Origin of the sequence: Pseudonocardia parietis (assembly GCF_017876315.1) — a bacterium.
Classification (GTDB): Bacteria; Actinomycetota; Actinomycetes; order Mycobacteriales; family Pseudonocardiaceae; genus Pseudonocardia; species Pseudonocardia parietis.
The window spans coordinates 138,689-160,062 of the sequence record NZ_JAGINU010000002.1 but is presented as its reverse complement, the minus strand read 5'-3'; the positions used below and the strand labels follow the sequence as shown (position 1 = coordinate 160,062).

General features: G+C 70.0%; 14 protein-coding genes. 6 read left to right on the top strand and 8 right to left on the bottom strand.

The genetic code is table 11. From position 1 onward, the window contains the following. Positions 1 to 19: 19 nt before the first annotated feature. The 5 genes from JOF36_RS41200 to JOF36_RS35065 all read left to right on the top strand — a co-directional run bounded on the left by JOF36_RS41200 (position 20) and on the right by JOF36_RS35065 (position 11,967). Positions 20 to 7,390 carry a helicase-like domain-containing protein gene (locus JOF36_RS41200; protein ID WP_210036571.1) on the top strand — a complete coding sequence of 2,457 codons (7,371 nt, stop codon included), beginning with the start codon at positions 20 to 22 and terminating at the stop codon, positions 7,388 to 7,390. A 157-nt stretch (positions 7,391 to 7,547) separates the two neighbouring features. Further along, the gene (locus tag JOF36_RS35080) at positions 7,548 to 7,898 is read left to right on the top strand and encodes a histone-like nucleoid-structuring protein Lsr2 (protein ID WP_210036570.1); all 351 of its coding nucleotides are present in this window, start codon (positions 7,548 to 7,550) and stop codon (positions 7,896 to 7,898) included. Positions 7,899 to 8,104: 206 nt separating this feature from the next. Next, on the top strand, positions 8,105 to 9,082 hold the full coding sequence (locus tag JOF36_RS35075; protein WP_210036569.1) for a C40 family peptidase: 978 nt from the start codon (positions 8,105 to 8,107) through the stop codon (positions 9,080 to 9,082). A 521-nt stretch (positions 9,083 to 9,603) separates the two neighbouring features. After that, on the top strand, positions 9,604 to 10,884 hold the full coding sequence (locus JOF36_RS35070; protein ID WP_307862784.1) for an ISL3 family transposase: 1,281 nt from the start codon (positions 9,604 to 9,606) through the stop codon (positions 10,882 to 10,884). Between the two features lie 96 nt (positions 10,885 to 10,980). Then, entirely contained in the window at positions 10,981 to 11,967 is a 987-nt protein-coding gene (locus JOF36_RS35065; protein WP_210036568.1) for a pentapeptide repeat-containing protein, read from the top strand. A gap of 86 nt (positions 11,968 to 12,053) precedes the next feature. Here JOF36_RS35065 and JOF36_RS35060 read toward each other — a convergent pair whose 3' ends face one another. The 4 genes from JOF36_RS35060 to JOF36_RS35045 all read right to left on the bottom strand — a co-directional run bounded on the left by JOF36_RS35060 (position 12,054) and on the right by JOF36_RS35045 (position 17,102). Continuing rightward, positions 12,054 to 13,028 (bottom strand): hypothetical protein, encoded by a 975-nt coding sequence (locus JOF36_RS35060; RefSeq protein ID WP_210036567.1) that lies wholly within the window; start codon positions 13,026 to 13,028, stop codon positions 12,054 to 12,056. A gap of 68 nt (positions 13,029 to 13,096) precedes the next feature. Beyond that, positions 13,097 to 15,142, bottom strand: a complete 2,046-nt coding sequence (locus JOF36_RS35055) for a hypothetical protein (RefSeq protein WP_210036566.1) — start codon at positions 15,140 to 15,142, stop codon at positions 13,097 to 13,099. Beyond that, entirely contained in the window at positions 15,139 to 16,698 is a 1,560-nt protein-coding gene (locus JOF36_RS35050; protein WP_210036565.1) for a relaxase/mobilization nuclease domain-containing protein, read from the bottom strand. Before JOF36_RS35050 ends, JOF36_RS35055 begins: the two co-directional genes overlap by 4 nt. Then, the gene (locus tag JOF36_RS35045) at positions 16,695 to 17,102 is read right to left on the bottom strand and encodes a MobC domain-containing protein (protein ID WP_210036564.1); all 408 of its coding nucleotides are present in this window, start codon (positions 17,100 to 17,102) and stop codon (positions 16,695 to 16,697) included. Before JOF36_RS35045 ends, JOF36_RS35050 begins: the two co-directional genes overlap by 4 nt. A 378-nt stretch (positions 17,103 to 17,480) precedes the next feature. On the opposite strand from JOF36_RS35045, the gene JOF36_RS35040 reads away from it, so the two are divergent. Continuing rightward, entirely contained in the window at positions 17,481 to 17,897 is a 417-nt protein-coding gene (locus JOF36_RS35040) for a hypothetical protein (RefSeq protein ID WP_210036563.1), read from the top strand. 129 nt (positions 17,898 to 18,026) lie between these two features. On the opposite strand, the gene JOF36_RS35035 is transcribed toward JOF36_RS35040, so the two are convergent. From JOF36_RS35035 to JOF36_RS35020, 4 genes are all read right to left on the bottom strand, one after another. Continuing rightward, complete coding sequence (locus JOF36_RS35035; protein ID WP_210036562.1) at positions 18,027 to 18,770, bottom strand: hypothetical protein; 744 nt, start codon at positions 18,768 to 18,770, stop codon at positions 18,027 to 18,029. Positions 18,771 to 18,997: 227 nt separating this feature from the next. Next, entirely contained in the window at positions 18,998 to 20,014 is a 1,017-nt protein-coding gene (locus tag JOF36_RS35030) for a bifunctional DNA primase/polymerase (RefSeq protein WP_210036561.1), read from the bottom strand. A 329-nt stretch (positions 20,015 to 20,343) separates the two neighbouring features. Further along, a complete protein-coding gene (locus JOF36_RS35025) occupies positions 20,344 to 20,703 on the bottom strand; it encodes a hypothetical protein (protein ID WP_210036560.1) in 360 nt (119 codons plus the stop codon). Positions 20,704 to 20,794: 91 nt separating this feature from the next. Further along, a complete protein-coding gene (locus JOF36_RS35020) occupies positions 20,795 to 21,367 on the bottom strand; it encodes a hypothetical protein (protein WP_210036559.1) in 573 nt (190 codons plus the stop codon). Positions 21,368 to 21,374 lie beyond the last annotated feature (7 nt).

Genomic DNA, 21,374 nt, shown 5'->3' with positions numbered 1-21,374 from the left:
GCCGCCGGCGCCCGCGCCGGTGCGCGAGCGATCGCCGCGACATGATCCCGAGCAGGCCGAGCGGATCTCGGTCCGTGCGCGGGCACAGTTCGACGCCGGTGAGCTCGTGACGGCGCGCTCGCTGATCGACGACGCGGCGCGTCTCGATCCGGGCCGCCACGAGTACTGGGCCCGGGTCCGCACCCTCATCGACGGCCACATCGCCGAGCAGGCCGCGACCACACCACCCGTCCCTCCGCTGCCCGCCGCGCCACGGCATGTTTCACCTGAGCAGCGAACGACCCCGACCGCCGCTCCGGAACCAGCCGCCGCGGCGCGGCCTGGCATCGCCCCGGACCTGCCAGAGATGGAGTCCGACGACCCGGCGCGGTTCCCCGACGCCACCGGTTTCCAGCTCACGGCGGCGGCGGCGAACCTGCTGCGTATCCGGATCACTGATGTGCTGGAGAGCGACCCCGCCCAGGACGACTTCTACGGCGGCTACCCGACCGTCGACGGGGGCACGCTTCGGGTACACGACAAGCACGCCATGCTCGCCACGATCGACAACGAACTGAACATCACCGACACGAACCTGCGCGGCCCCGGCCGCATGCCCGATGCGGGCGACCGGCGCCGGTACGCCGCCGAGGAGCAGGGTCTGGTGGCGCTGCGTGCGCAGGTCGCGGCAATGCCGGACCCGCCGATCGGCCGCGGCGCTGACCAGACCATGGCCGCGGTCCCCGCCGCTGACCTGGAGGCAGCGAACGGGCCCGAGCGCGGTGCCGACACCAGCCCGGCTGTCACCGAGGCCTCTGAGCCCCCCAGCCAGACACCGGCTGTGCCGACCGCGCCGGCCGCTGCCCCGCAGCTGGACGGCCGAGTCGACCAGTCCACCCCAGTCGCGTTCGTGAACGCCTACGGCATCCCCACCGGGGACTACCCGACACTGCCCGCGGCGGCGCTGCGCCCCGGGGACTACGTGTCCTGGAACCAGGGCGACCGCGGATTCGTGGTGTCGGTCGACCCCGGCCGCACCGGTCACGTCGATGTCACCTACAACGATGCTCCCGGCAGGAGGAACGTCGTGCGCAGCAAGCGCAACGACACCCTCGTGCCAGTCATCAACATCGGCGGCGAGACGCTGCAGGACACGCGCCCCGACGGCCATCGGATGGACCTCCAGCGCGTCGTCGACCACGACCTGAACCCCAGTGCACTCCCCCGCAGCCTCCAGGCTCAAGCCCGCCAGATGATCGCCGATAAGCCCCTAGCGCCGGACCCGCTGCCCGACGCCCTGGCCACGCTGCCGGTCACCGAGATCGACCGGCTGGCCGCGATCGATCAGAGGTGGCGGGCCGAGCTGCTGCGTACGAAGCCGTTCGGCTGGAACGACGAGATCAACGAGCTCGACACTCGTCAGCAGCAGCTCGACGGCGCCCGTCGGGCATCGGCCGAGGTCACCCCGCCGCCCACCGGCATCGAGTCGGGCGCCGTCCCCGGCATCGAGGAACGCGTCGTGGCTCGCGAGTCCGGCGACGTCCGGATGCGCCGTACTCCAGAGGGCAAGGTGTGGGTGCGCACCAGCGAAGCCAACACCTGGCGGGTGGCCGGCCCTGGTGAGACGGCCGCCTTCGACACCGAGACCCCTGAGTGGCGCGAGAACCGCCGACGCGACGACGCCGAGCGCAAGACTCGCCGGCAGGCCTCCCGGCTCGCCGCCCGCGAGAAGTACGAGCGCGTACAGCAGGACAAGGCCTCCGTCCAGGCCACCGCGTCGGCCCCATCGCCCGACCTCGTCGAGCAGCGAGAGCCCGATAAGCTCGCGGCACTGAACCGGACCCCGGAGCAGCAGACCGCCGAGCTGGCCACGACCACCGTGGTGCGGCTCCACGCCCGCGACGACGGGATGCAGACCCCCACGCAGTGGTCGGCGACCATCTCCGCGCTACCGGCTCCCGCACGGCAAGCCGTACTGGCCAAGCTCGGCTTCGACCAGCTCGACGCGATGCTCGAACCGGCCATCCTCGCCGAGGGTCGCATCTGGCGCGACGAGCTGATCGAGCGCATCGGCCAGCTCGATCCCGAGATCGCACGCCTCGCCCGCGACGCAGCGGCCAGGCGCGACGCCCAGGCCACCGCGTCCCCGCCCCAGCATCTCGACCAGGCACCGGCGCCAGCCGAGGAATCCACCGCCGGGCCGACGCCGCAGACCAGCTCGCCGAGCGAGCCGTCGCGCAAGCCCGAGGTCGAGGTCGAGGAGCACGCCGCGGCGGGCCAGTTCCGTCCGGGCTCGGTGCGGCCCCCCACCGGCGCCAAGGCCCGGGTGGAAGCCAACCTCACCGCCCTGTCCACCCTGCGCGCACTCGGTGACCGGCCGGCATCCGCAGCAGAGCAGGAGAACCTGGCCCGCTGGTCCGGGTGGGGCGCCGTCCCCGAGGTCTTCGACGAACTACGCCCCGAGATGCAGTGGGCCCGCGACCAGCTCACCGAGATGCTCGACGACACCGAGATGGCTCGCGCCCGCTCCAGCATGCTCAACGCCCACTACACCGACCCGGACCTGGCCGAACAGGTCTGGTCTGCAGTCACCGAGCTGGGCTTTCACCGCGGGCGGGTACTCGAACCCGGCTGTGGGACCGGCAACTACATCGGGCTGGCCCCCGACGGCGCGCACGTGGTCGGCGTCGAGGTCGAGTCGACCACCGCGGCGATCGCGGCCGCGCTGCAGCCCCAGGCACAGATCCGCGGCGAGTCCTTCGCCGAGAGCCGCTTCCCCAACGGCAGCTTCGACCTCGTCATCGGCAACGTGCCGTTCGCCCGGACCGTGCTCAGCGACAAGGTGCACAACACCGGCCGCCACTCCATCCACAACCACTTCCTGATCAAGAGCCTGCACCTGACCGCCCCGGGCGGGCTGGTCGCGGCGATCACCTCCCGCTACACCCTCGACGCGCGCAACCCGGTCGCGCGCCGCGAGATGGCCGAGCTCGCCGACCTCGTCGGTGCGATCCGCCTGCCCCAAGCCGCGCACCAGCGCACCGCCGGCACCGACGTAATCACCGACCTGCTGGTGTTCCGCCGCCGCGAACCCGGCCGCGAACCCCAGCCGTTCGACTGGGAGCTGACCGACGTCGTCGACATCGGCGACGAGCAGGTGCGGATGAACTCCTGGTTCATCCAACACCCCGAGATGCTGTGCGGCACGCTGACCAGCGGGTCCGGTCAGTACTCGTCGGCCGAACCACGGGTGGTCTCCGACCGGCCCGCGGCCGAGCTGCTCGCCGAGCGCCTGGCCCAGGTCGTCGACCGCGCCCGCCGCGACGAGCTGCTCCACGCCCCGACCCTGCCCGCGCTGCCCCAGCGGGCCGCGCTGCCCGGCCCGGCCCTGGAGCTGGAGGACGGGCACCTGTTCGTCGACGAAGACGGGCAGTTCCAGCAGGTCACCGACGGGGCCGCCGAACCGTTCGTCGTCCCGAAGAGCCGCCAGGGCGAGCTGCGAGATCTGCTCGAGCTGCGGGACACCACCGTCACGCTGCTCGAAGCCGAAGCGGCCACCTTCGAGCACTCCGAGAGCATCGAGGAGCTGCGCGCGGACCTGAACCGCCAGTACGACGCCTACGCCGACCGCTACGGCCCGATCAACCGGTTCAAGTGGCGCCGCACCGGCCGCGTCGACGACGCCGGCAACGACATCCAGGCCCGCATCGTCGACAAGCTCGGCGGCTTCCGGGCCGACCCGCGGGCCCCGATCGTGCTGGCCCTGGAGGTGTTCGACTCCAGCACCGGTACCGCGACGAAGGCCGATGTCTTCACCGACCGCGTCATCGCCCCGCGGACCCCGGCCCGGGGCGCCGACACCCCGGCCGAAGCGCTGGCGATCTGTATGGACACCCACGGCCAGGTGGAGCTGACCGAGGTCGCGCGGCTGCTCGGCGTCGACGACGCAGAGGCCCGCACCTCGCTCGGCGAGCTGGTCTTCGCCGACCCCCAGCGCGACGGCCAGCTCGTCCCCGCCGCGGAGTACCTGTCGGGGCACGTGCGCCGCAAGCTCGATCAGGCGCTGGCCGCGGCCGAGGACGAGCCGGCCTACGCCGCCAACGCCGCGGCGCTGCGCGAGGTCCTTCCGCCCGACATCGAACCCGAGGACATCGTGGCCCGCCTTGGTGTGCCCTGGATCGAGGCCAGCTACGTGCAAGCGTTCCTGCGCCAGACCCTCGCCGACCCACGCCTGACCGTCGCGCACACCTACGGCACCAACTGGGAGGTCAAGGGCGACGACTTCTCCGTGGCAGCGACCAGCACGTGGGGGACCGAGCGCTACCCGGCCCCGAAGCTCGCCGCCGCGTTGCTGGCCCAGAAGTCGATCGTGGTGCGCGACGAGATCGAGACCGTGACCGCTGACGGGTCTCCGACGACCCGCAATGTGCTCAACCCCGCCGCAACCACCGCGGCGCAGGCCAAGGCCGACGAGCTCGCGCAGCGGTTCAGCGAGTGGATCTGGGAGGCCCCGCAACGCGCCACCGAGCTGGCGCGCGTCTACAACGACCGCTTCAACTCCGTGGTGCTGCGCAACTACGACGACATCACGCTGTCGCTGCCCGGCCTGACCCGCACCTTCGAGCCGAACCCGCACCAGTACGCCGCGGTCGCCCGGATGATCTCCGAACCCGCCGTCGGGCTCTACCACGAGGTCGGCGCCGGCAAGACCGCCGAGATGGCGATCGGGGTCATGGAGCTGCGCCGGCTCGGGATGGTCCGCAAGCCCTGCATCGTCATCCCGAACCACATGATCGAACAGTGGTCCCGTGAGTTCCAGCAGCTCTACCCGCGGGCCAGGATCCTCGCCGCGTCCTCGGCCGACCTGCGCAAGGACGCCCGCCGCGCCTTCGTCGCCCGCGTCGCCACCGGCGACTGGGACGCCGTGATCATCACTCGCGGAGCCTTCGAACGGATCCCGATGCGCCCCGAGGCGCAGGAGGCCTACCTCGACGCCGAGCTCGACACGCTGCGCGAAGCACTGGAACGAGGCCGTGCCGAGGGCAGCGGCCGGACGGTCAAGCGGATGCAGCAGCAACTCGACAACGCCAAGGAACGCATCAAGGAGAAGATCGCCCGCGACTACGACCCCGCGGTCACGTTCGAGGCCACCGGCATCGACTACGTGGTGGTCGACGAGGCACACGACTACAAGAACTTGCGCACCGCGAGCAACATCGCCGGCGCGGCGATCGAGGGCTCCAACCGGGCGCAGGACCTCGATATGAAGCTGCACTACCTGCGCGACAAGCACGGGCATCGGGTGGTCACCCTGGCCACCGCGACCCCGATCGCGAACTCGATCACCGAAGCGCATGTCATGCAGCGCTACCTGCGCCCGGACCTGCTCGACCAAGCAGGCGTGCTGGACTTCGACGCCTGGGCTGCGACCTTCGCGGCGACGGTGTCGGACATCGAGCTGTCCCCCGACGGCACCAGCTTCCGGATGAAGGCGCGCTTCGCCCGCTTCCACAACGTCCCCGAGCTGCTGCGGATGTGGTGGGTCTCCGGCGACGTCAAGACCGCCGACGACCTCAACCTTCCCCGCCCGGACCTGCTGCCCCGTCCCGAGGATGGCCAGCGCGCACCCCGAACCTTCCTCGTCCCGGCCACCGAGGGGCAGCAGGAGCTCATCTCCGAGCTGGGTGCCCGCGCCGAGAAGGTCCAGATGCGCGCGGTCACCCCCGACATCGACAACATGCTCAAGATCTCCAGCGAAGGCCGCGCCGGAGCGCTGGACCTGCGTCTACTCGGCCGGGACATGCCGGCCGGTGAGGCCAAGCTCGAAGCCGCCGCAGACGAGATCGCCCGTATCCACCACGCACACAGCGACGACGAGTTCCTCGACGCCGACGGCGAGCCCCATCCCCGCCGCGGCGGCTTCCAGCTGGTCTTCTGCGATCTCGGCACACCCGGCGACGGCGCGAAGCGACCGGGCTGGAACGTCTACACCGAGCTGCGCGACCAGCTCGTCGAGCGCGGCCTGCCCCGCGAGCAGGTCCGGTTCATCCACGAGGCGGCCAACGACCGCAAGAAGGCCGAGCTGTTCGAGGCCTGCCGCGTCGGCGAGGTCTCGGTGCTCATCGGCAGCACCTCCAAGATGGGGGTCGGCACCAACGTCCAGGCCCGTGCGGTCGCGCTGCACCACCTCGACTGCCCGTGGCGCCCCGCCGACCTGGCCCAGCGCGACGGCCGGGCGCTGCGCCGGGGCAACCAGTACAGCGAGATCGCCCTGAACCGCTACGTCGTCGAAGGCACCTTCGACGCCTACATGTGGCAGGCCCTGGCCCGGAAGGCCTCGTTCATCTCGCAGCTGATGAACGGCCGGCTCGACGTCCGCGAGGTCGAAGGCGACATCGGCGACACCGCGCTCAACTACAACGAGGTCAAGGCACTCGCGGCCGGTAACCCGCTGCTGATGGACAAGGCCAAGGCCGACGCCGAGCTGACCAAGCTCGAGCGCCTCGAACGCTCACACGTGCAGACCCGCTCCCGGCTGCGCTACACGATCGAGGTCAACGAGGGCCGCGGCCCGATCCTGGAGGCCGAAATCGAGGCGCTGCGCGAGAGGATCGACCGCCGCACCGACACCCGCGGCGAGCAGTTCGTCATCGAGATCGGCAGCCGTCGACTCACCGACCGCAGCGAAGCAGGCACCACCCTGATCAATCAGCTCGCCACGGCGGCCACCGGCCCGGAGAGCACCCGGCCCACGGAGATCCCCGGCATCGCCCGGCTCGGAGGCCAGAGCTTCGACGCACTCGTGTGGTCCGGCGGCCCGCGTGCGGGCTACGAGCTGCGGATCGCCGGGACGGGCACCGGCGGAGTCGTGGAGGGCTCCAAGCTCCAGCTGCTCGAACTCGCCAAGAGCGAAAAGCCCAGCTCGCTGGTCGTGCGGATGGAGAACCGGGTCGCCGGCCTCGACGAGAAGCTCACCCGCGCCCAGGATGACCTGCAGCGAACGGGCGAGGAAACCGAACGGGCCACAGCTCAGCTGCAACGTCCGTTCGCCCAGGCCGCCGAGCTGGAACAGGCTCGGGTCCGCGTCCGGGAGATCGACGAAGAGATGGCCGACCTTGCAGCCCCGGCCGAGCAGAGCACCAACGCCGCGGAATCCACCGCCGAAAACCCGCCGTCCCAGCCCGACCCGCCCGCAGCCGAACCGGCCGTGCCCGCGGGCTCGTCACCGACCGCCGCCGAAGCCGAGCACTCCCGCGCGGCGGTGGCCGCAGCCCTCGCCGCGCACCGACCCCCGGCCAGGCCGCCACAAACTGCCCAGAACGCGGGCTCGGCGAAGGCCGGCGCGCACCAGCCCGCACCCGGCCCTGCTCCCGTGCCTGACCGGCACACGACAGCCCGGCGACGCCTATAAGTGCCAGCACGCGAGCATCCAGCAGACAGCGCTCGACAACTCGCTCACCTTCAGCATCGTCATTACATGCAGTTCTCGCTACGCTGGCAACAATCCTATCCAGCAATGGTATCCCAGTGCACCCGGCTGGAATTCAGAATGAAGAGAGGTTCATAACGTGGCCCAGGTGATGAGCGTCCGACTCGTCGACGACCTCGACGGCAGCTCCGCCGACGAGACGATCGAGTTCGCTATCGACGGGAAGGAGTACGAAATCGACCTCACCTCCGCTCACGCAAGCAAGTTGCGCGATGTCCTGGCCGATTTCGTCTCAGCAGGCAGGAGGAACTCGAACCAGGTCCGACGTGGACGTCGCCTGACCGAACCCGGCGCCCCGCGGCCGGTGACCACGGCCGACCGCGAACAGAACCAGGCGATCCGCGCCTGGGCACGCAAGCAGGGCATCGCAGTGTCGGACCGTGGACGCATCCCGCAGAGCGTCCTCAACGCCTTCCACCAGCGAACCTGATTCGGCTCGCGCCGCCATCAGCCGCGGCTACGATCACCGGCCCGATACATACGCTGTGCCCGCCACGGCGGGCACAGCACCGGGTCCGACTACCACGTGTGTATCAAGTTGACACATTAAAATGATACGTTTTGTCCGTGCGTGCAGCTGCGACCAGCGGGGCCATTGCGCTAGGCCTGATCCTCCTCCTGGGCTTCCTGCTTCTGATGGCTGTAGCAGGTAGCGGGGCTGGTCGAAGCACTCCGGGCCTGCCCGGCGTCGTGTGCGCACCACCCGGAGCTGATCCAGCCCAGCTCGTCGAGGGGATCGGCCCCGAGCAGGTCAGCAACGCGGGCTTGATCGTGGCCACCGGTGTCGAGATGGGCATCCCGCAACGCGGGTGGGTCATCGCCCTGGCCACTGCGATGCAGGAGTCGACCCTGAAGAACCTGGCCAACTCCACCGTTCCCGAGTCGCTGGAGTTCCCCAACCAGGGCGTCGGCAGCGACCACGACTCGGTCGGCCTGTTCCAGCAGCGCGAGGCGGGGTGGGGCGACGTCGCCACCCGCATGGACCCGCGTCAGTCCGCTCGCCTGTTCTTCGACCGACTACTGCAGGTCCCTGGATGGGAGTCGCTGCCGGTCACGCGGGCCGCGCAGCTGGTCCAGGTCAGCGCGTTCCCCGACGCCTACGCCAAGTGGGAGCAGTCGGCCGCGACCCTCGCCGGCGCGCTGGAGGGAGTCGAGTGCGGCGCGGGCGCTGGCACCGGGCCACTTCCTCCCGCCGACCCGCAGATCCAGCGCGTGATCGATCGGGGCATGTCGCAGCAGGGCCAGCCCTACGTATGGGCCGGCGGGGACGCCAACGGGCCGACCGGCGGCGGGTTCGACTGCTCCGGGCTCATGGTCTACGCCTTCGCCGAGATCGGCATCGATGTGCCCCACCAGACCCAAGCCATCTGGAGCTCCTTCCAGCCCGCGATCACAGACCGGGCCGCGCTCCAGCCCGGCGACATGGTGCTGTTTTCCGACAACGGCCAGCCAGGCGGAATCCACCACGTCGGCCTCTACTTGGGCAACGGACAGATGCTGCACGCCCCCCAAACTGGAGATGTGGTCAAGGTCGAGCCCGACATCTGGTCCAACACCTACTACTCGCAGGAGTTCATCGGAGCCGTCCGCGCCAGGAACCCCGCTGCTGCCTGAGCGCGGCTGGCCTCACCGCAGCTTTTGACCACCGCAGCGCGGCCCGTACTGGAGCAAAACTCCTCGCCGCAGCCAACCGGTAACATGCTCCGCCCGCGGGAGTAACACCGCACTCGACTCTTTCGATCAACCCGGTAGCGAGCAGCAGGTTGAATCGCCCACCTGCAACGTCATACTACAAGGCCGGTAGAGTTGTCCGATATTTCTAGCACCAGGACCGAGTCAGCGCACGAGAGGTACCGCCTATTTTCACCAAAACCTTTTGCGCCGACCTACGTTGCTCTAATTTTTTTAGGCTTACTACTGGCAGTGGGCACATACACCGGGATACTCTGGCTACAGAAGTTACCCGGCTCTTCCGGAAATGGAGTGCAGGTGAGGGCGTGACCGACCGCGGGAGTGGGGTCGTGTCGCTGCGCTGAGGTGGGCCCCGAGAAGTTGATGATGACGGTTCCTACGCCAACATCAGCAACGATCCCGGGGACCCGATGTCGCAGCCTACGTGCCCGCCCGCTCAGATCGTGGCCGACACGATCGTCCGTACCGTCGAGCTCGGGGTGCGGATCACCGACGCCGCACTGGACGGTGAGACCACGGTGCTGTGGTGCGACCTGCTCACCGACGGTCCCGGCGGCTGCCCGGGGTGCGGGGTGGTCGGGGTCTACCGCGACAGCGCCGAGCGCCGGGTCGCCGATGTCCCGGTGGTCGGGCATCCGCTGCAGCTGCGAGTGCGGGTGCCGCGCTACCGCTGTGTCCATGACGGCTGCGCCCGCGAGATCTTCGTCCACGACTCGTCCCGGTTGGCCCGGCCCAGGGCCTCGACCACTCGGCGCTGCGCGGGCTATGTGTTGCGTCGCTTGGCGATCGACAAGACCACCGTCGCAGCGGTCGCCCGCGAACTCGGCTGCTCGTGGGACACCGTGAACGCCGTCGCGGTCGCCGCGACCGAAGCGCTGCTGCTCTCCGCCGGCCCCGCCCGCCTGGACGGGGTGCGGGTGATCGGGGTCGACGAACACAAGTGGGCGCACGTGTTCGGCGCCGACGGCGACGGGTTCGTCACAGTGATCACCGACCTCACCGCAGTCGTGGCTGGTCAGGGTCGTGCGCGGCTGCTCGACCTGATCCCGGGACGCTCGGCGCAGGCCCTGAAGACGTGGCTCGACGCCCGCGACCCGGCGTTCCGCGACGGAGTCCGGGTCGTGGCGATGGACGGGTTCGGCGGCTACAAGAATGCCGCCGCCGACGCGGTCCCGGACGCGGTCACGGTGATGGACCCGTTCCACGTCGTCGCCCTGGCCGGGCACAAGCTCGACCTGTGTCGCCAACGCGTCCAACAGGACACCCTCGGCCACCGCGGTCGCGCCGGTGACCCGCTCTACCGAGCACGGCGCACCCTGCGGACCCGTCTCGCGCTGCTCACCGACAAGCAGAGATCCCGGCTCGAGACGGTGTTCGCCGCCGACGAGCACGTCGCGGTCGAGGTCACCTGGTGGGCCTATCAGCAGATCATCGCTGCCTACGCGACCACCGACCGCCGACACGGCAAGACTCAGCTCGCCGCGGTGATCGACCGGGTCCGCAGCGGGCTACCGGCCGGGCTCGACGAGCTCGCCACCCTCGGACGGACCCTGCACCGGCGCCGCGACGACGTCCTGGCCTACTTCGACCACCGAGCCTCCAACGGCCCGACCGAGGCCATCAACGGCCGTCTCGAAGCACTCCGCCGCAACGCACTGGGCTTCCGCAACCTGATCAACTACCGCGTCAGATCGCTACTGCACTGCGGAGCCCTCGCACTCTGAATCCGGAAGAGCCAGTTACCCCTCCTTGGAGGGGAAACTTTCGATGAAAAACAAGCGCAATCTCGACTTGAGACCATCAAAGTAAGTCTGACGGTCGTGGCCGGCCTGGCGGCCACAGCTGGCCTTTACGTAGGATACAGAAAGCAGCGAAACGACGAAGGGAACACTTTACGGGAGCAGGATAGAGTTTTTACTGAGCGCTTTGGCGCGGCGGCGTCGCTCCTAGAAGGCGGAACTGCAGCAGCACGCCTTGCTGGCATTCAGTCATTTGTGAGGCTAGCCGACGACTCTCCTCGAGACTCGTTCAGCTGCCTCAGCATGGTCTGCTCGTATCTCCGATTACCCATCAAACTCGTTCCACAGAAGCACGATAGGCGCCCATACCATGTACGCGTATCCGACATTACAACGTGGGAGGATGCCAGCGAGTGGGACGTCAGGCGCAACGCCCTCAAGCTGCTACTTGACCGCCTCTCCGAGCAGCACGACTACGAACCGCTCGAATACGCCAACCTCCCACAGTGGGATCTACGGGAAGCCGTCGTTATCGAGCCAAATTTCGCGCGTCGGATGTTCGACTGCAGCATCGACTTCAGCGAAGCCGTCTTGATCGGCCCAATCAGTTTCGATCGCACCACCCTTGGTGGCCGCTTCAATTTTCAAGGGTGCGTATTTGAGGCTGACTTTGACCTGTCCGGGGTCCACTTTCCCAATCTTTACGCCCCTGCGTTTGAAAGCTGCCTGTTTTTGCAGCATGCCGCATACGATCGAATCAACAGCTGGGGATTGATGCCCACTTTTTCTGGTAGCGCCTTCAACGGTGGCGCAGCCTTTCTATGGAACCTCGATCTTGCATTTGGATATGACGACCGAATTGTCGGCAGCACCGTCGAACTACATCTGACAGAGTGCACCTTCCTCGGTGACGTAGTCCTTCCCGGACGGGCCGTCGATGTTCGCGGCTCAGATTTTTCGGATACATCTAACGTGTCACTTTTGCCTTACGAGAATCATAGCGTTACACTTCCCCTCCTGCGGACTGACAGCACGACCAAGTGGCCAGCTGGATTCGACCTTTTCTGAAAGAGTTTCCCCAAGGACAACCTACAGCGGTCGGGATCCGGTAAGCGCGCCATAGCTCACACAAGCCGTGCGTCACTCGCGTCGCATCACACCCGCAGGGGCGCCTCGAGCGCTTCGCGGACCTGCTCGGCGAGGTCCTCCTCGTCACCGAAGAGCACCGTTGAGCGCTCGGCACCTGGAGGCTTGATCGTGAGGCCGCCGGTGAACTCATCACCGGCGAGGTCGACCGGGTCCGCGATCGTCCGGGACAGGTCGACCGCTCCCGCGAACAGCGCCGCACCTCCTGTGCTCTGTAGGCGTAGCCCGCCCCCGACCAGATCACGCAGGTTGGTCCGCTGGGCGACCTCGCTCCCAGACATGTCCAGCTCACCGAATACCGCGGCACCCTGGAGGTCGAGCACACCCTCGATCAACGCGCCACGCAGAGACAGCTGGCCCTCCACCCCGACATCAGCGGCGAGCAGGTCACCACCGAAGTACGCCTCGCTCGCGTCGAGGCCACCCCACGACCGCAACGCGAGCCGCGTCGTTCCCGCCAGCCGTGCGCGCGCCACGCTCAGTCCTCCGACCACGATTCCGTCCAGGTCCAGGTCGTGCAGCTGCGTATCGCTGAGGTCCACGTGCAAGGTGGAGCGCCGCTGCCTACGGCGAGCAACCCGCTTGAGGTGGGCGCACAACCTCTGCTGCACCGCCCGGGCTACCCGCTCGTCCCGCCCGATCGGGGCGGCCCGGAGATGTTCGCACCACACCGCGATCACCGCTGCCGAGCTGGCCCGGTCGCGCTGGGCGATCGCGCTGAGCTCGTCGAGGGCGGCGAAGGCGGTCACCAGGTCCTCGTCGGTGAGCCGAGCCGCACATTGATCGACTCCGGTCGGCGAGCCGGGGTTCAGTGCGGTGGTGTCGCCACCCTGGGCCGGTGATTCCAGCGGGCTTCCCGACCCCACGCGTGGGCGCAGCGCGACGAATCCCGCGACCACGATGACCACTGCCGTGGCCGCGATCGCCGGGAACAGCCATGCACCGGCGCTGTGCAGATCAGCAGCCGCGGCGACCCCGCTCACCCCTGCCCCTCCTCCTGATGTCTCTGCCCCGGCTTCGACCGCGGCCCGAGCAGTCGTGTCGGGCTGGTTCAGCGATGTGGGCGTGGAGCGCGCGTCACCTGCCGGGACGGCGCGGGCTGAGGCGGATTCGGCGCCGGCCGGGTCTCCGGGCGCGCCGCCGCACCGGGCTCGGTCGTCGGTGGCCGGTGCGCGACCTCGGCGCGCAACGCGGCCGCGGTCGGCGCCCCGGACTCTTCGGCATGGGCGATCGCACGATCGCGGTCGGCTCGGCGCCGATCGACGCTCGCTTCGTCCTGCCCGATGAGGTCCTCACGCGGCCGGGTGGCCGGATCGTCCGGGGTACGTGCGTGCGCCACCGCCTGGTCCTCGGCGTCGGCCGCTCGACCTCGCGCCTCGGCCGCCCGGTTGAACTTGCTCCAGATTTCCCCCGGGTCCGGCGAGGCGAGGATCTGCTCGATGTACGCGTCGTCCTCGGCTGTCCCCGCGCCGCGCGACATCTCCAGCGCGGTGCGCTCGACGACGTTGGTCGGGTCGAGCTCGCGGACCTCGAACGGCGACGCGGGCACACCATCCCGGACTCCCTCGGCGACCGGGGCCGACCGACCCGGCTCGTCGACCTCGGTGAGCTCCCTGACCCGGGCGGCATGTGTCGCGTCGCGTTCCTGCCCCGCTTCCTCGGCCGCCTTGCGGGCCTCGCTCTCCCGGAAGTCGACGCCCCGGCGCAGCAGCGTCTTCAGATAGCCGGCTGGGGTGTCGGCGTTGCGGATCCGATCTTCGGGCATGACGGCCAGTTCCTCGGCGATCGGGGCGCCCTGTTCCTTCCATGCCAGCACCTGCTTGGCCAGCCCCGGCCAGGCGCGGCACCCGAGCACAGCCTCCGCGGTCTGCGGCGAGAGGTAGCGGCGCATCATCCGCTCGGCCGGCCCCAGGTCGGGCCCGGTCCGATGTATCCCGGTCTCAGCTTCGGCGGCGGCCCGTCCCGGCTCGCGGGGTGCCTCGGACGACCACGACGATCGCGCACGCTTCTCCACCACCGCGCGCAGGTACGCCGCGGGGTCATGGGCCTCGTTGATCTTCTCGACTGGAAGGTCCGTCAGCAGGGCCGTGAGGTCGTGGCCTTCGGTTCGGAGGTCCGTCAGCTGCGCGCGCAGCATCCCGAAATTGCGGCTGCTGTACACCGGATCCGACTCGATACCGGCGTCCTGGACCCCCTGGGCAAGGGCCCGATCGACCTCGCGCGCAACCAGCGGATCGACTGGGTCGGCATCGACCACGTGCAGCCGACCAGCCATCTGCCACACCAGTTGGCTGGCGTGCTTCGCAACGCCGCCCCCGTACTGCTCGTACGACGCTCGGAGCGCGCCGATATCGAGCCGACCGAGGACGTCCGCCATCGAGTAGCCGCGGTCCTCCAGCACTCTGAGCTGTTCGGCCAACCGGTCGATCGAGGAGTAGTCGTCGTTGTCTCCCCCGGGCCGGAGGGCTTCCGCGACGAGCTCGGGGTCGTGCGGCCACGCCGCATGAAGGCTATGGGCCAGTCGCTCACGCAGCTGGGGCGTGTTCTCGCGCACCTCGGTACGGGCGTGCTCAGCTCGCATGAAGCCGTAGGTGCCGAGCTCGCCGAGAGACTTCAGGGTGCGCTGCTCGCCGCGGGTCACCTCGTCCCGCAGCCGTAGCGCGAACTCCCGGTCCGGGGCGACCACGAACACCGACAACGACTTCTCGGCGTAGGAGCCGTGCGCCCACAGCCCCCACGCGCCGCGTGTGCCCGACGCAGAGTTCTCGGGCATGGGCCCGGCGGTGGTGTGCACCGTCCAGCCGAACTGCGGCTCGTCGCTGGTGCGGTGCTCGAACCCCTCCGCGCCGTTCGCGCTGGCTTCACGGAACGCTGCCTCATCGGCCGCGGCCATCGCCCGGACCTGCGGGTCGAGGTCGTTCGCGTACTGCTGCGCTGTCCGGGCCGCCGCTCGCTGCTGGCTCCAAGCAGCCTGCCCCAGCTCCATCCGACGGTGCCGCAGCGCGTTCGCCGTCGCCACCATGAGCTGCGTCCAGGCTTGGATCTGATCCCGCCCGGGGCTCAGCAGGGGAACGTCCTGGTCGATCGGGCCCGTCATCGGCCTCTCCCTCGCGTCTGGTTCTCCTGCCGCCCCTTCGGTCCTCGGGCCGGCCCCGGTGGTGTCTGCTGTGGCCGCTGTCGGCTTGTCGTCTTCGTCCGGCCTGGGCCGCTCCCGCTCGTCCGAGTCGAGGTAGCCGGTGCGGAACTCCTCAGCCCGGTACAGCTGCGCCGCGCGGCGTCCGCCTGTGCCAGGCGCGACTGTGCCTCCCGGAGTGCGGCGATCTCGGCGACCAGCGCCGCGAGCGCCAACACCAGCCGAGCGCCGTCCCCTTCGCCGTGGCGACCCACGGTCCGCGTCGCGGCCAGCCGCCATGCCGACTGCCGCAGCGCCTTCGCCACCGGCGACCACCGCGACGGCAGGACCTGCCCCGGCACCCGGGTCGCCCGGTCGAGGTCGTTGCCCGCGTGCCGGCGCACCCGTTCGCCCTCGTCCTGGCGGCCGGTCACCGCCCCCACCGCGGTGAGCATGTCCCCGGCCGCATGCGCGATCCCGTCCGCGCTCGCCCCCGTGTCACCCGCCGCGAGCGTGGCCGTCGCGTGCTCCATCGTCGACACCGCGTCGTCGATCGCGGCCGCGCGCTCACGCGGACTCACCGCCGCCCGGTGCTTCTCCTCCGCCGCACCGGCCGGCGCGGCCGGCGCCGGGGCCGAGCCCCATCGCTGCTGCAGGTTCGGCAACGACAAGTCCCGGGCCAACGTGCGCCCGGCGAACCACACCGGCTGGCCGGCCTGCGTGACATCACCCGGCGCGGCCAGCGAGTACCCGACCATCGGGGCGTACCGCTCCCCGGACTCCGCGTCCGGCTCCCCGGGCCCGTAGCGCGGCCGGACCAGCACGCCCAGATCTCCCAGCGCCGCCACGAACGCTTCCGGATCGCGCGCCTGCACCGCCGCGACCCGCGCCATCCGACGCAGCCACTCCCGCGAGGTCTCGTCCACCTCCCGCCGGGCAGCCTTCTCCTGCTCGGCCTGCGACGGCCCGGTCACCGAGCTGCGGTCGGCACCCGCCGTCGCCGCGAGCCCCAGCTCCGCCTCCGCAGCCCGGCACGTCTCGCGGGCACGTACGAAGTCCCGATACGGATGCACACGCTTCCCGAACTCCTGACGCACCAGCACCGCCGCGACGTGCACGTGATCGTCGGCGTGCCGGATCGCGACCCACCGACATCCGTCGAGGTCGTCGCGCCGTGCGATTCCGGTTCGGTCCATCAGGTCCTCGACCACCCGGGCCCACTGCTCGTCGGTCAGCACCGGATCCTCCGGCGAGTTGCGCAGCGAGCAGTGCCAGACCGGGCCCTGCGGCATCCGCTTGCCCTGCTCCACGACCGGCTCGCGCAGACCGACACCGGCCGCGACAGCCGGAGCGCTGAGCCCGTCGACGAGGTCGCGCACGTCGAAGGAGTCGTCCGTGGCCTGCGGTGGCTGATGCGTCTCGGGAGCGCCATCCCAGGTGGCCACGACCCGCTGCCCGGTGTGCTCGTTGAACCGGCCCGGCCCCATCAGATAGCGGATCAGCCCCTCGGCACGCCACCCGCGGCTGATCTTCGCGATCACCGCCGGCCCCCGCTGCGCCGCACCTGCGACATCGCCTCGCCCACCTGCTGATCGACGTCAGCGACCGTGCCGTCGATCCGCTCGACCGCACGCGCCACCATCTGCGCAACCTGCCCCACCGTCGACTCGAGCGCCCCGTCGGTGTTCGCGACCCGGGCGATGTCGTTGAGGTTCCCACCGATGTTCCGCAGCACCCGGCGGCACTCCATCAGCTCCGAACGCAGCCCCATCAGCCCCTGCATCCGAGAGCCGGCCGAACCTGCCGAGACCCGCGCTCCGGGCACAGCCGGTTCGGGCAGCTCCGCCGCCCGCGCCGCCGAGTCCCCGACCCACGCGCCAGGCGCCATCGCCGCCCGCGCCGCCGCCGCCTGGATCGCCGCCCACTCCGACTCGGAAAACGACACGGTCGTCGTGTGGGGCCGTCCGCCCTCGGCACGAGGGCGTCGAGTCCGTGTCACGAAGCCCCTCCTCTCAGGCTTGATCCGGCGCAACCAGAGCGGGCGATATCGGAGTCGAGGCCGCCCGGATCCGCTGCCGACGATCTCACACGCTTACCATCCATCGGTGTTTTCCTTAGGAAAACGCCTAACTTGCTCCGCCGATTTCAAAGGCGAAGCGTGCGTCGCCTCTCCGCCGACCGCGACCGGCGATCACCCCCTTTCGACGCGCGCCTCGCGGACGTGGGCCGTCTCGACAGACCGCGCTCGACGCGCGGTGCTCGACGACCGCCGTGTATCAGAGTGCATCGCAGAGTTGATACATATAGCGGTACAGTCCGCCCTATGAACACGCGCGGGGCGACGGCGCAGGCCAAGACGCAGGCACGTAAGGCGGCCCAGGACCTCCTCCAGGCACGGATGCGTCCCATCACCAAGCTCGCCGAGCTCGGGGTCGAGGTGGACGCAGCGCGAGCGGAGGTCGAAGCTGCGCGCGAGCGGTGGCGCGCCAAGCAGGAGACCTACGCCGAGAGCTACCGGGCGGCGCGGGATGCCGGGTGGAGCCCGGCCGAGCTGGAGGAGATCGGCTGCGGTGCGCAACCAGCCGGTGCCGCGCTGCGCACCGCGACCCGCCGTGCGGACCACGACGACTCCACTCCCGGCGCATCCGCCACCGGCCGCGACGACGACTACACCACCAGCGAGCCCGCTGTCGCCCAGGAACCGACGGACCTCGACGACGCACACGCCCAGCCGTCCTGAACCATCACCCTGCTCCCCGGCCCGACCGGGCAACGAGCGCCGCGCGCACAGCACGAAGGCGCCGCACGCAGGATGCGTGCGGCGCCTTCGGTGTCTGGGCAGTCCGGACGTGGCGACCGGTGCGGCCGGTCAGCCCCCGGTGCGGGCGTGCCCGGCCCGGCCCGGCCGGCTTCGCCGGTTGCCGAACTCCCACAACGTGCGGCGGTGCCAGTGGGCCCGGCCGTCGGCGTCTGTCTGGTCCGGCGCGGGGAAGTAGTCACGGTTGCGCGACAGGAAGCTGCGGATCGTCGACTCGTTCGTGTAGCCCAGGACGCGGGTCGCCTCGGTGATGTCGACGAGCTCGTCGGGCTCGCCGCGGTGATCGACCGGTGTGAGCGAGCTGCGCTTGGCTGCCTCACGCTCGTCGTTCCACGCGTCGGTCTCCTCGAGGTCGAAGTAGAGGAACCGTTCGAAGCGGCGCACGGGATCGGGATGTCCGTTGGCGTCCCGCTGGTGGTAGAGCACCGCGAGCCACTGCGGGTCCAGGCGGTAGCGCTCGGCCATCCCGGGGCGGTTGATCAGGGTGTGCCCCTCGTGCTCGATCATCGCCGGCGGCTGCTCGCGCTGCGCGGCCGCGCTCCGCACCGCCTCGACGAACTCGCGCATCGCCTCCAGGTCCCACCACTGGCGGCGACCTTCGCGATACACCGGCTCGGGATGGCCGTTCGTAGCGCGCTCACGCCACCACGTCCGGGTCGTCGACTCGCCAACGGCGAACTCCTCACAGATCGCCGCGCGCGTGACGAGCACGCGCCCGTCGTATTCGAAGCGGTCGGGCGTGCGGGCGTTGGCCTGTCGTGCGGGTGCCACCAGCACGATCCTAGGCCGCGTCATCACTCCTCCTCGCCGGTGCAGACCGCTCCACACGGGTCGCAGTAGTCGGTCTCCCTCGAGCGCAGCACCGTTGCGCAAGCCGCGGCGGGCAGCACCACTACCGGTGCGGGCGCCCGAACCAGGCGGCCGGGACGGCACCGCTCCCACGGCGTCGGGCCGCTCGCCCTAGCCGGCCTCCCGGTGTCCGCCGGCGTGCGGTCGTCCGGCCACCGGGTCGGCACGGCTGCTCATCGCCGGTCCTCCAACTCGGCCTCGGTGATGACGCGGGGCCGCTTCGCGCCGTAGTCGAGCCCGTTCTCGATCGTGGTCGTGACTTCGTGGGCGGTCGTGCGGCTGCGGACGCGGCCGTTCGGATCTGCGGTCGTTCCGACGTGGGTGAGTGCCACCTCGAGCAGCCGGGCGAGGGCGTTGGTTCGGGTGAGGTGCTCTCCTCCGACGAGGTTGCCCAGCTTCAACGCGGCGTTGCGCCGCGCCTCGTGCCGCTTTCCCACGCCCTTCGGCACGGTCGCCAGCTTGTCCAGCTCGGCCTCGACGATCCGCTCGACGTAGGCCTGCATGCGCTTGCTGTGCGTCGCCGACGGCATCGCGGGTACCGGTCGCGGGGCGGGGACTGGAGGGGTCTCCGGCCTCGGGCGTGCGGCGAGCAGGGCGTCGAGCAGCCAGTGCGGCAGCGGCGCGATCGGCCGGTTGTTCAGCGCGCGGTAGCTCCCGCCCTCGCGGCGCCACGACGTCGCGGCGACGATGTAGCCACCCCCGGCTCGGACGTCGATCAGCGGCGCGAGGCGGCGCTGCGAGTTGCGCAGCTCGACGTCATCCGGCGCGCGGAAGTACAGATGCTGACCGCCCGAGGGACTGGCCACCCGGTAGGTGTCCAGAGGGAACTTCGCCCCGGCCGCCGCCGCCATCATCCGGAACACCTGCAGGCCGTGCTTGCACCTCTCATACGGCTCCTCCGGCGCCTCGTCATCGCCGGGCTTGCGCGGGTCCAGATCGACGACCACGAGGCGCGAGGGCCGCGTAGCCACCGCGATGTTGTAGGGCCGTTCCGTCCACCACTGCGTGATCTTCTCCGGGTCGCGAGTGGCCTCGTTCTCCCAGTCCGTCACCGCAGGCATGTTCTTCGTGCCCGGGTAGAGCGGGAACACGTACAACCCTGCCGCCGCGGCCTCCAACGCGCGCTGTCCCCGCGCGCCGAGCGTGCTCTGCTCACCGGTCGCCGGTGCGGCCTGCGTCTGGTTCGCCATCTCCGCTCCTTCTGCTGTCGGGCCCGGCCCGGGGGCCCGCCGCGTGGCGGGCCCCGGAACGTGGTCGGTCACCCTTCGGTCGCGCACCAACAATCCGGCGGGCAGAGAGCCGGACCATGGGGCTCGGGGTCGGCTGCCTCGGACGGGCATCCCGGCTCGCACGGCTGTCCTGCCGGGGCGCCACACAGGTCATCGGCTCCCTCGCAGGGCGGGAGATAGGGCGTCGTGGTCATCTCTGACTCCTTCGGTCGTTCGGTTCGCGGTGGCGTTGAACCCGCATGCCGTACGCGTCCAACACATTAGATTTTACAGCGCTACACGCTGATTCGCTACCCTTTGGCGCCGTTGACCTGCACTTTCTCCTGCTCCCGCGCGTAGGTGGCAGTGGCGGCGTAGGCAATGTCGACGAGTCGGTCCACCGGTCGGAAGCCGGCGACCGGGTAGCCGCGCTCGTCGTGCTCGACCTGCCGGTAGAACCGGCCACAGTCCGGGCATCCCATCGTCTGGTGGCTCTGCCAGCCCTCGGGCGGGGCGTCGAAGCTGCGCGCGGCGCCGTCGCGGTCGGCGAAGTAGAAGCCTCCGAACCGTGTGTCGTTGCCGCACGGGCAGGTCACGTCGTTGCGACAGCCGAACTCCTCGCTCCAGGGCTCCTCGAAGTAGTCGATCTGATTGACGTCGTACTCGTCCACTGTCACTCCCTTGTCTCGCTTGATGTGCCGCTGCGTGTTGGCGGTGGCCCGTGTCGCGCACGGGCATGATCGTCGCTCGGCGTTGCCCGGCTCAGACCTCGCCGGGGCTGAGCAGTCCGGCCAGCTTCAGCTCTGCGGCGGGCACGTCGCGATCCCAGAAGCACTCGACGAGGCTGTCGTTCTGCTGCTCGGAGCACTCGTCACAGCGCTGGACGGGCAGACCGCAGCTCGCGGTGTGTTCCCTGATCCGCTCGGCCTGGGCCACGAATCCGTAGGCCTGGGCAACGGTCATGGCCTCAGCCGCTCGCCGCCGGTTCTCGCACCACTCCGCGTACTCCGCGTCATCCTGCGCCCCCATCTCGGCGGTCTGGATGTGCCAGAACTTCTCGATCGCCGCCGTCTCGACCTCGATGGCGCGCGCAAGGGTCGCCTCACGACGAGCCAGGCTCGCGCGGGCTTCACACACCGCGTTGAGCATCGGCAGGGTCGGACCGCCCTGGTCGCTACGAGCCTTGTCGCGGACCCTGCGAACGGCCTGCAGCTCGTGCCCCGCAGCCGCAACAGCCACACTCGCGACCGCCACGGCGGGCAGACGAAGTGGCCCATCCGATGCGGACCTCAGGAGCTTCACACCTTCCTCGACGGCCGCCTGCATCTCACTCATTCCCGCC

Excerpts from the sequence above, each read along its gene's own strand:
- JOF36_RS35075 (WP_210036569.1), top strand. The coding sequence starts at position 8,105 with ATGGCTGTAGCAGGTAGCGGGGCTGGTCGAAGCACTCCGGGCCTGCCC.
- JOF36_RS35055 (WP_210036566.1), bottom strand. The coding sequence starts at position 15,142 with ATGACGGGCCCGATCGACCAGGACGTTCCCCTGCTGAGCCCCGGGCGG.
- JOF36_RS35040 (WP_210036563.1), top strand. The coding sequence starts at position 17,481 with ATGAACACGCGCGGGGCGACGGCGCAGGCCAAGACGCAGGCACGTAAG.
- JOF36_RS35035 (WP_210036562.1), bottom strand. The coding sequence starts at position 18,770 with ATGACGCGGCCTAGGATCGTGCTGGTGGCACCCGCACGACAGGCCAAC.
- JOF36_RS35030 (WP_210036561.1), bottom strand. The coding sequence starts at position 20,014 with ATGGCGAACCAGACGCAGGCCGCACCGGCGACCGGTGAGCAGAGCACG.
- JOF36_RS35020 (WP_210036559.1), bottom strand. The coding sequence starts at position 21,367 with ATGAGTGAGATGCAGGCGGCCGTCGAGGAAGGTGTGAAGCTCCTGAGG.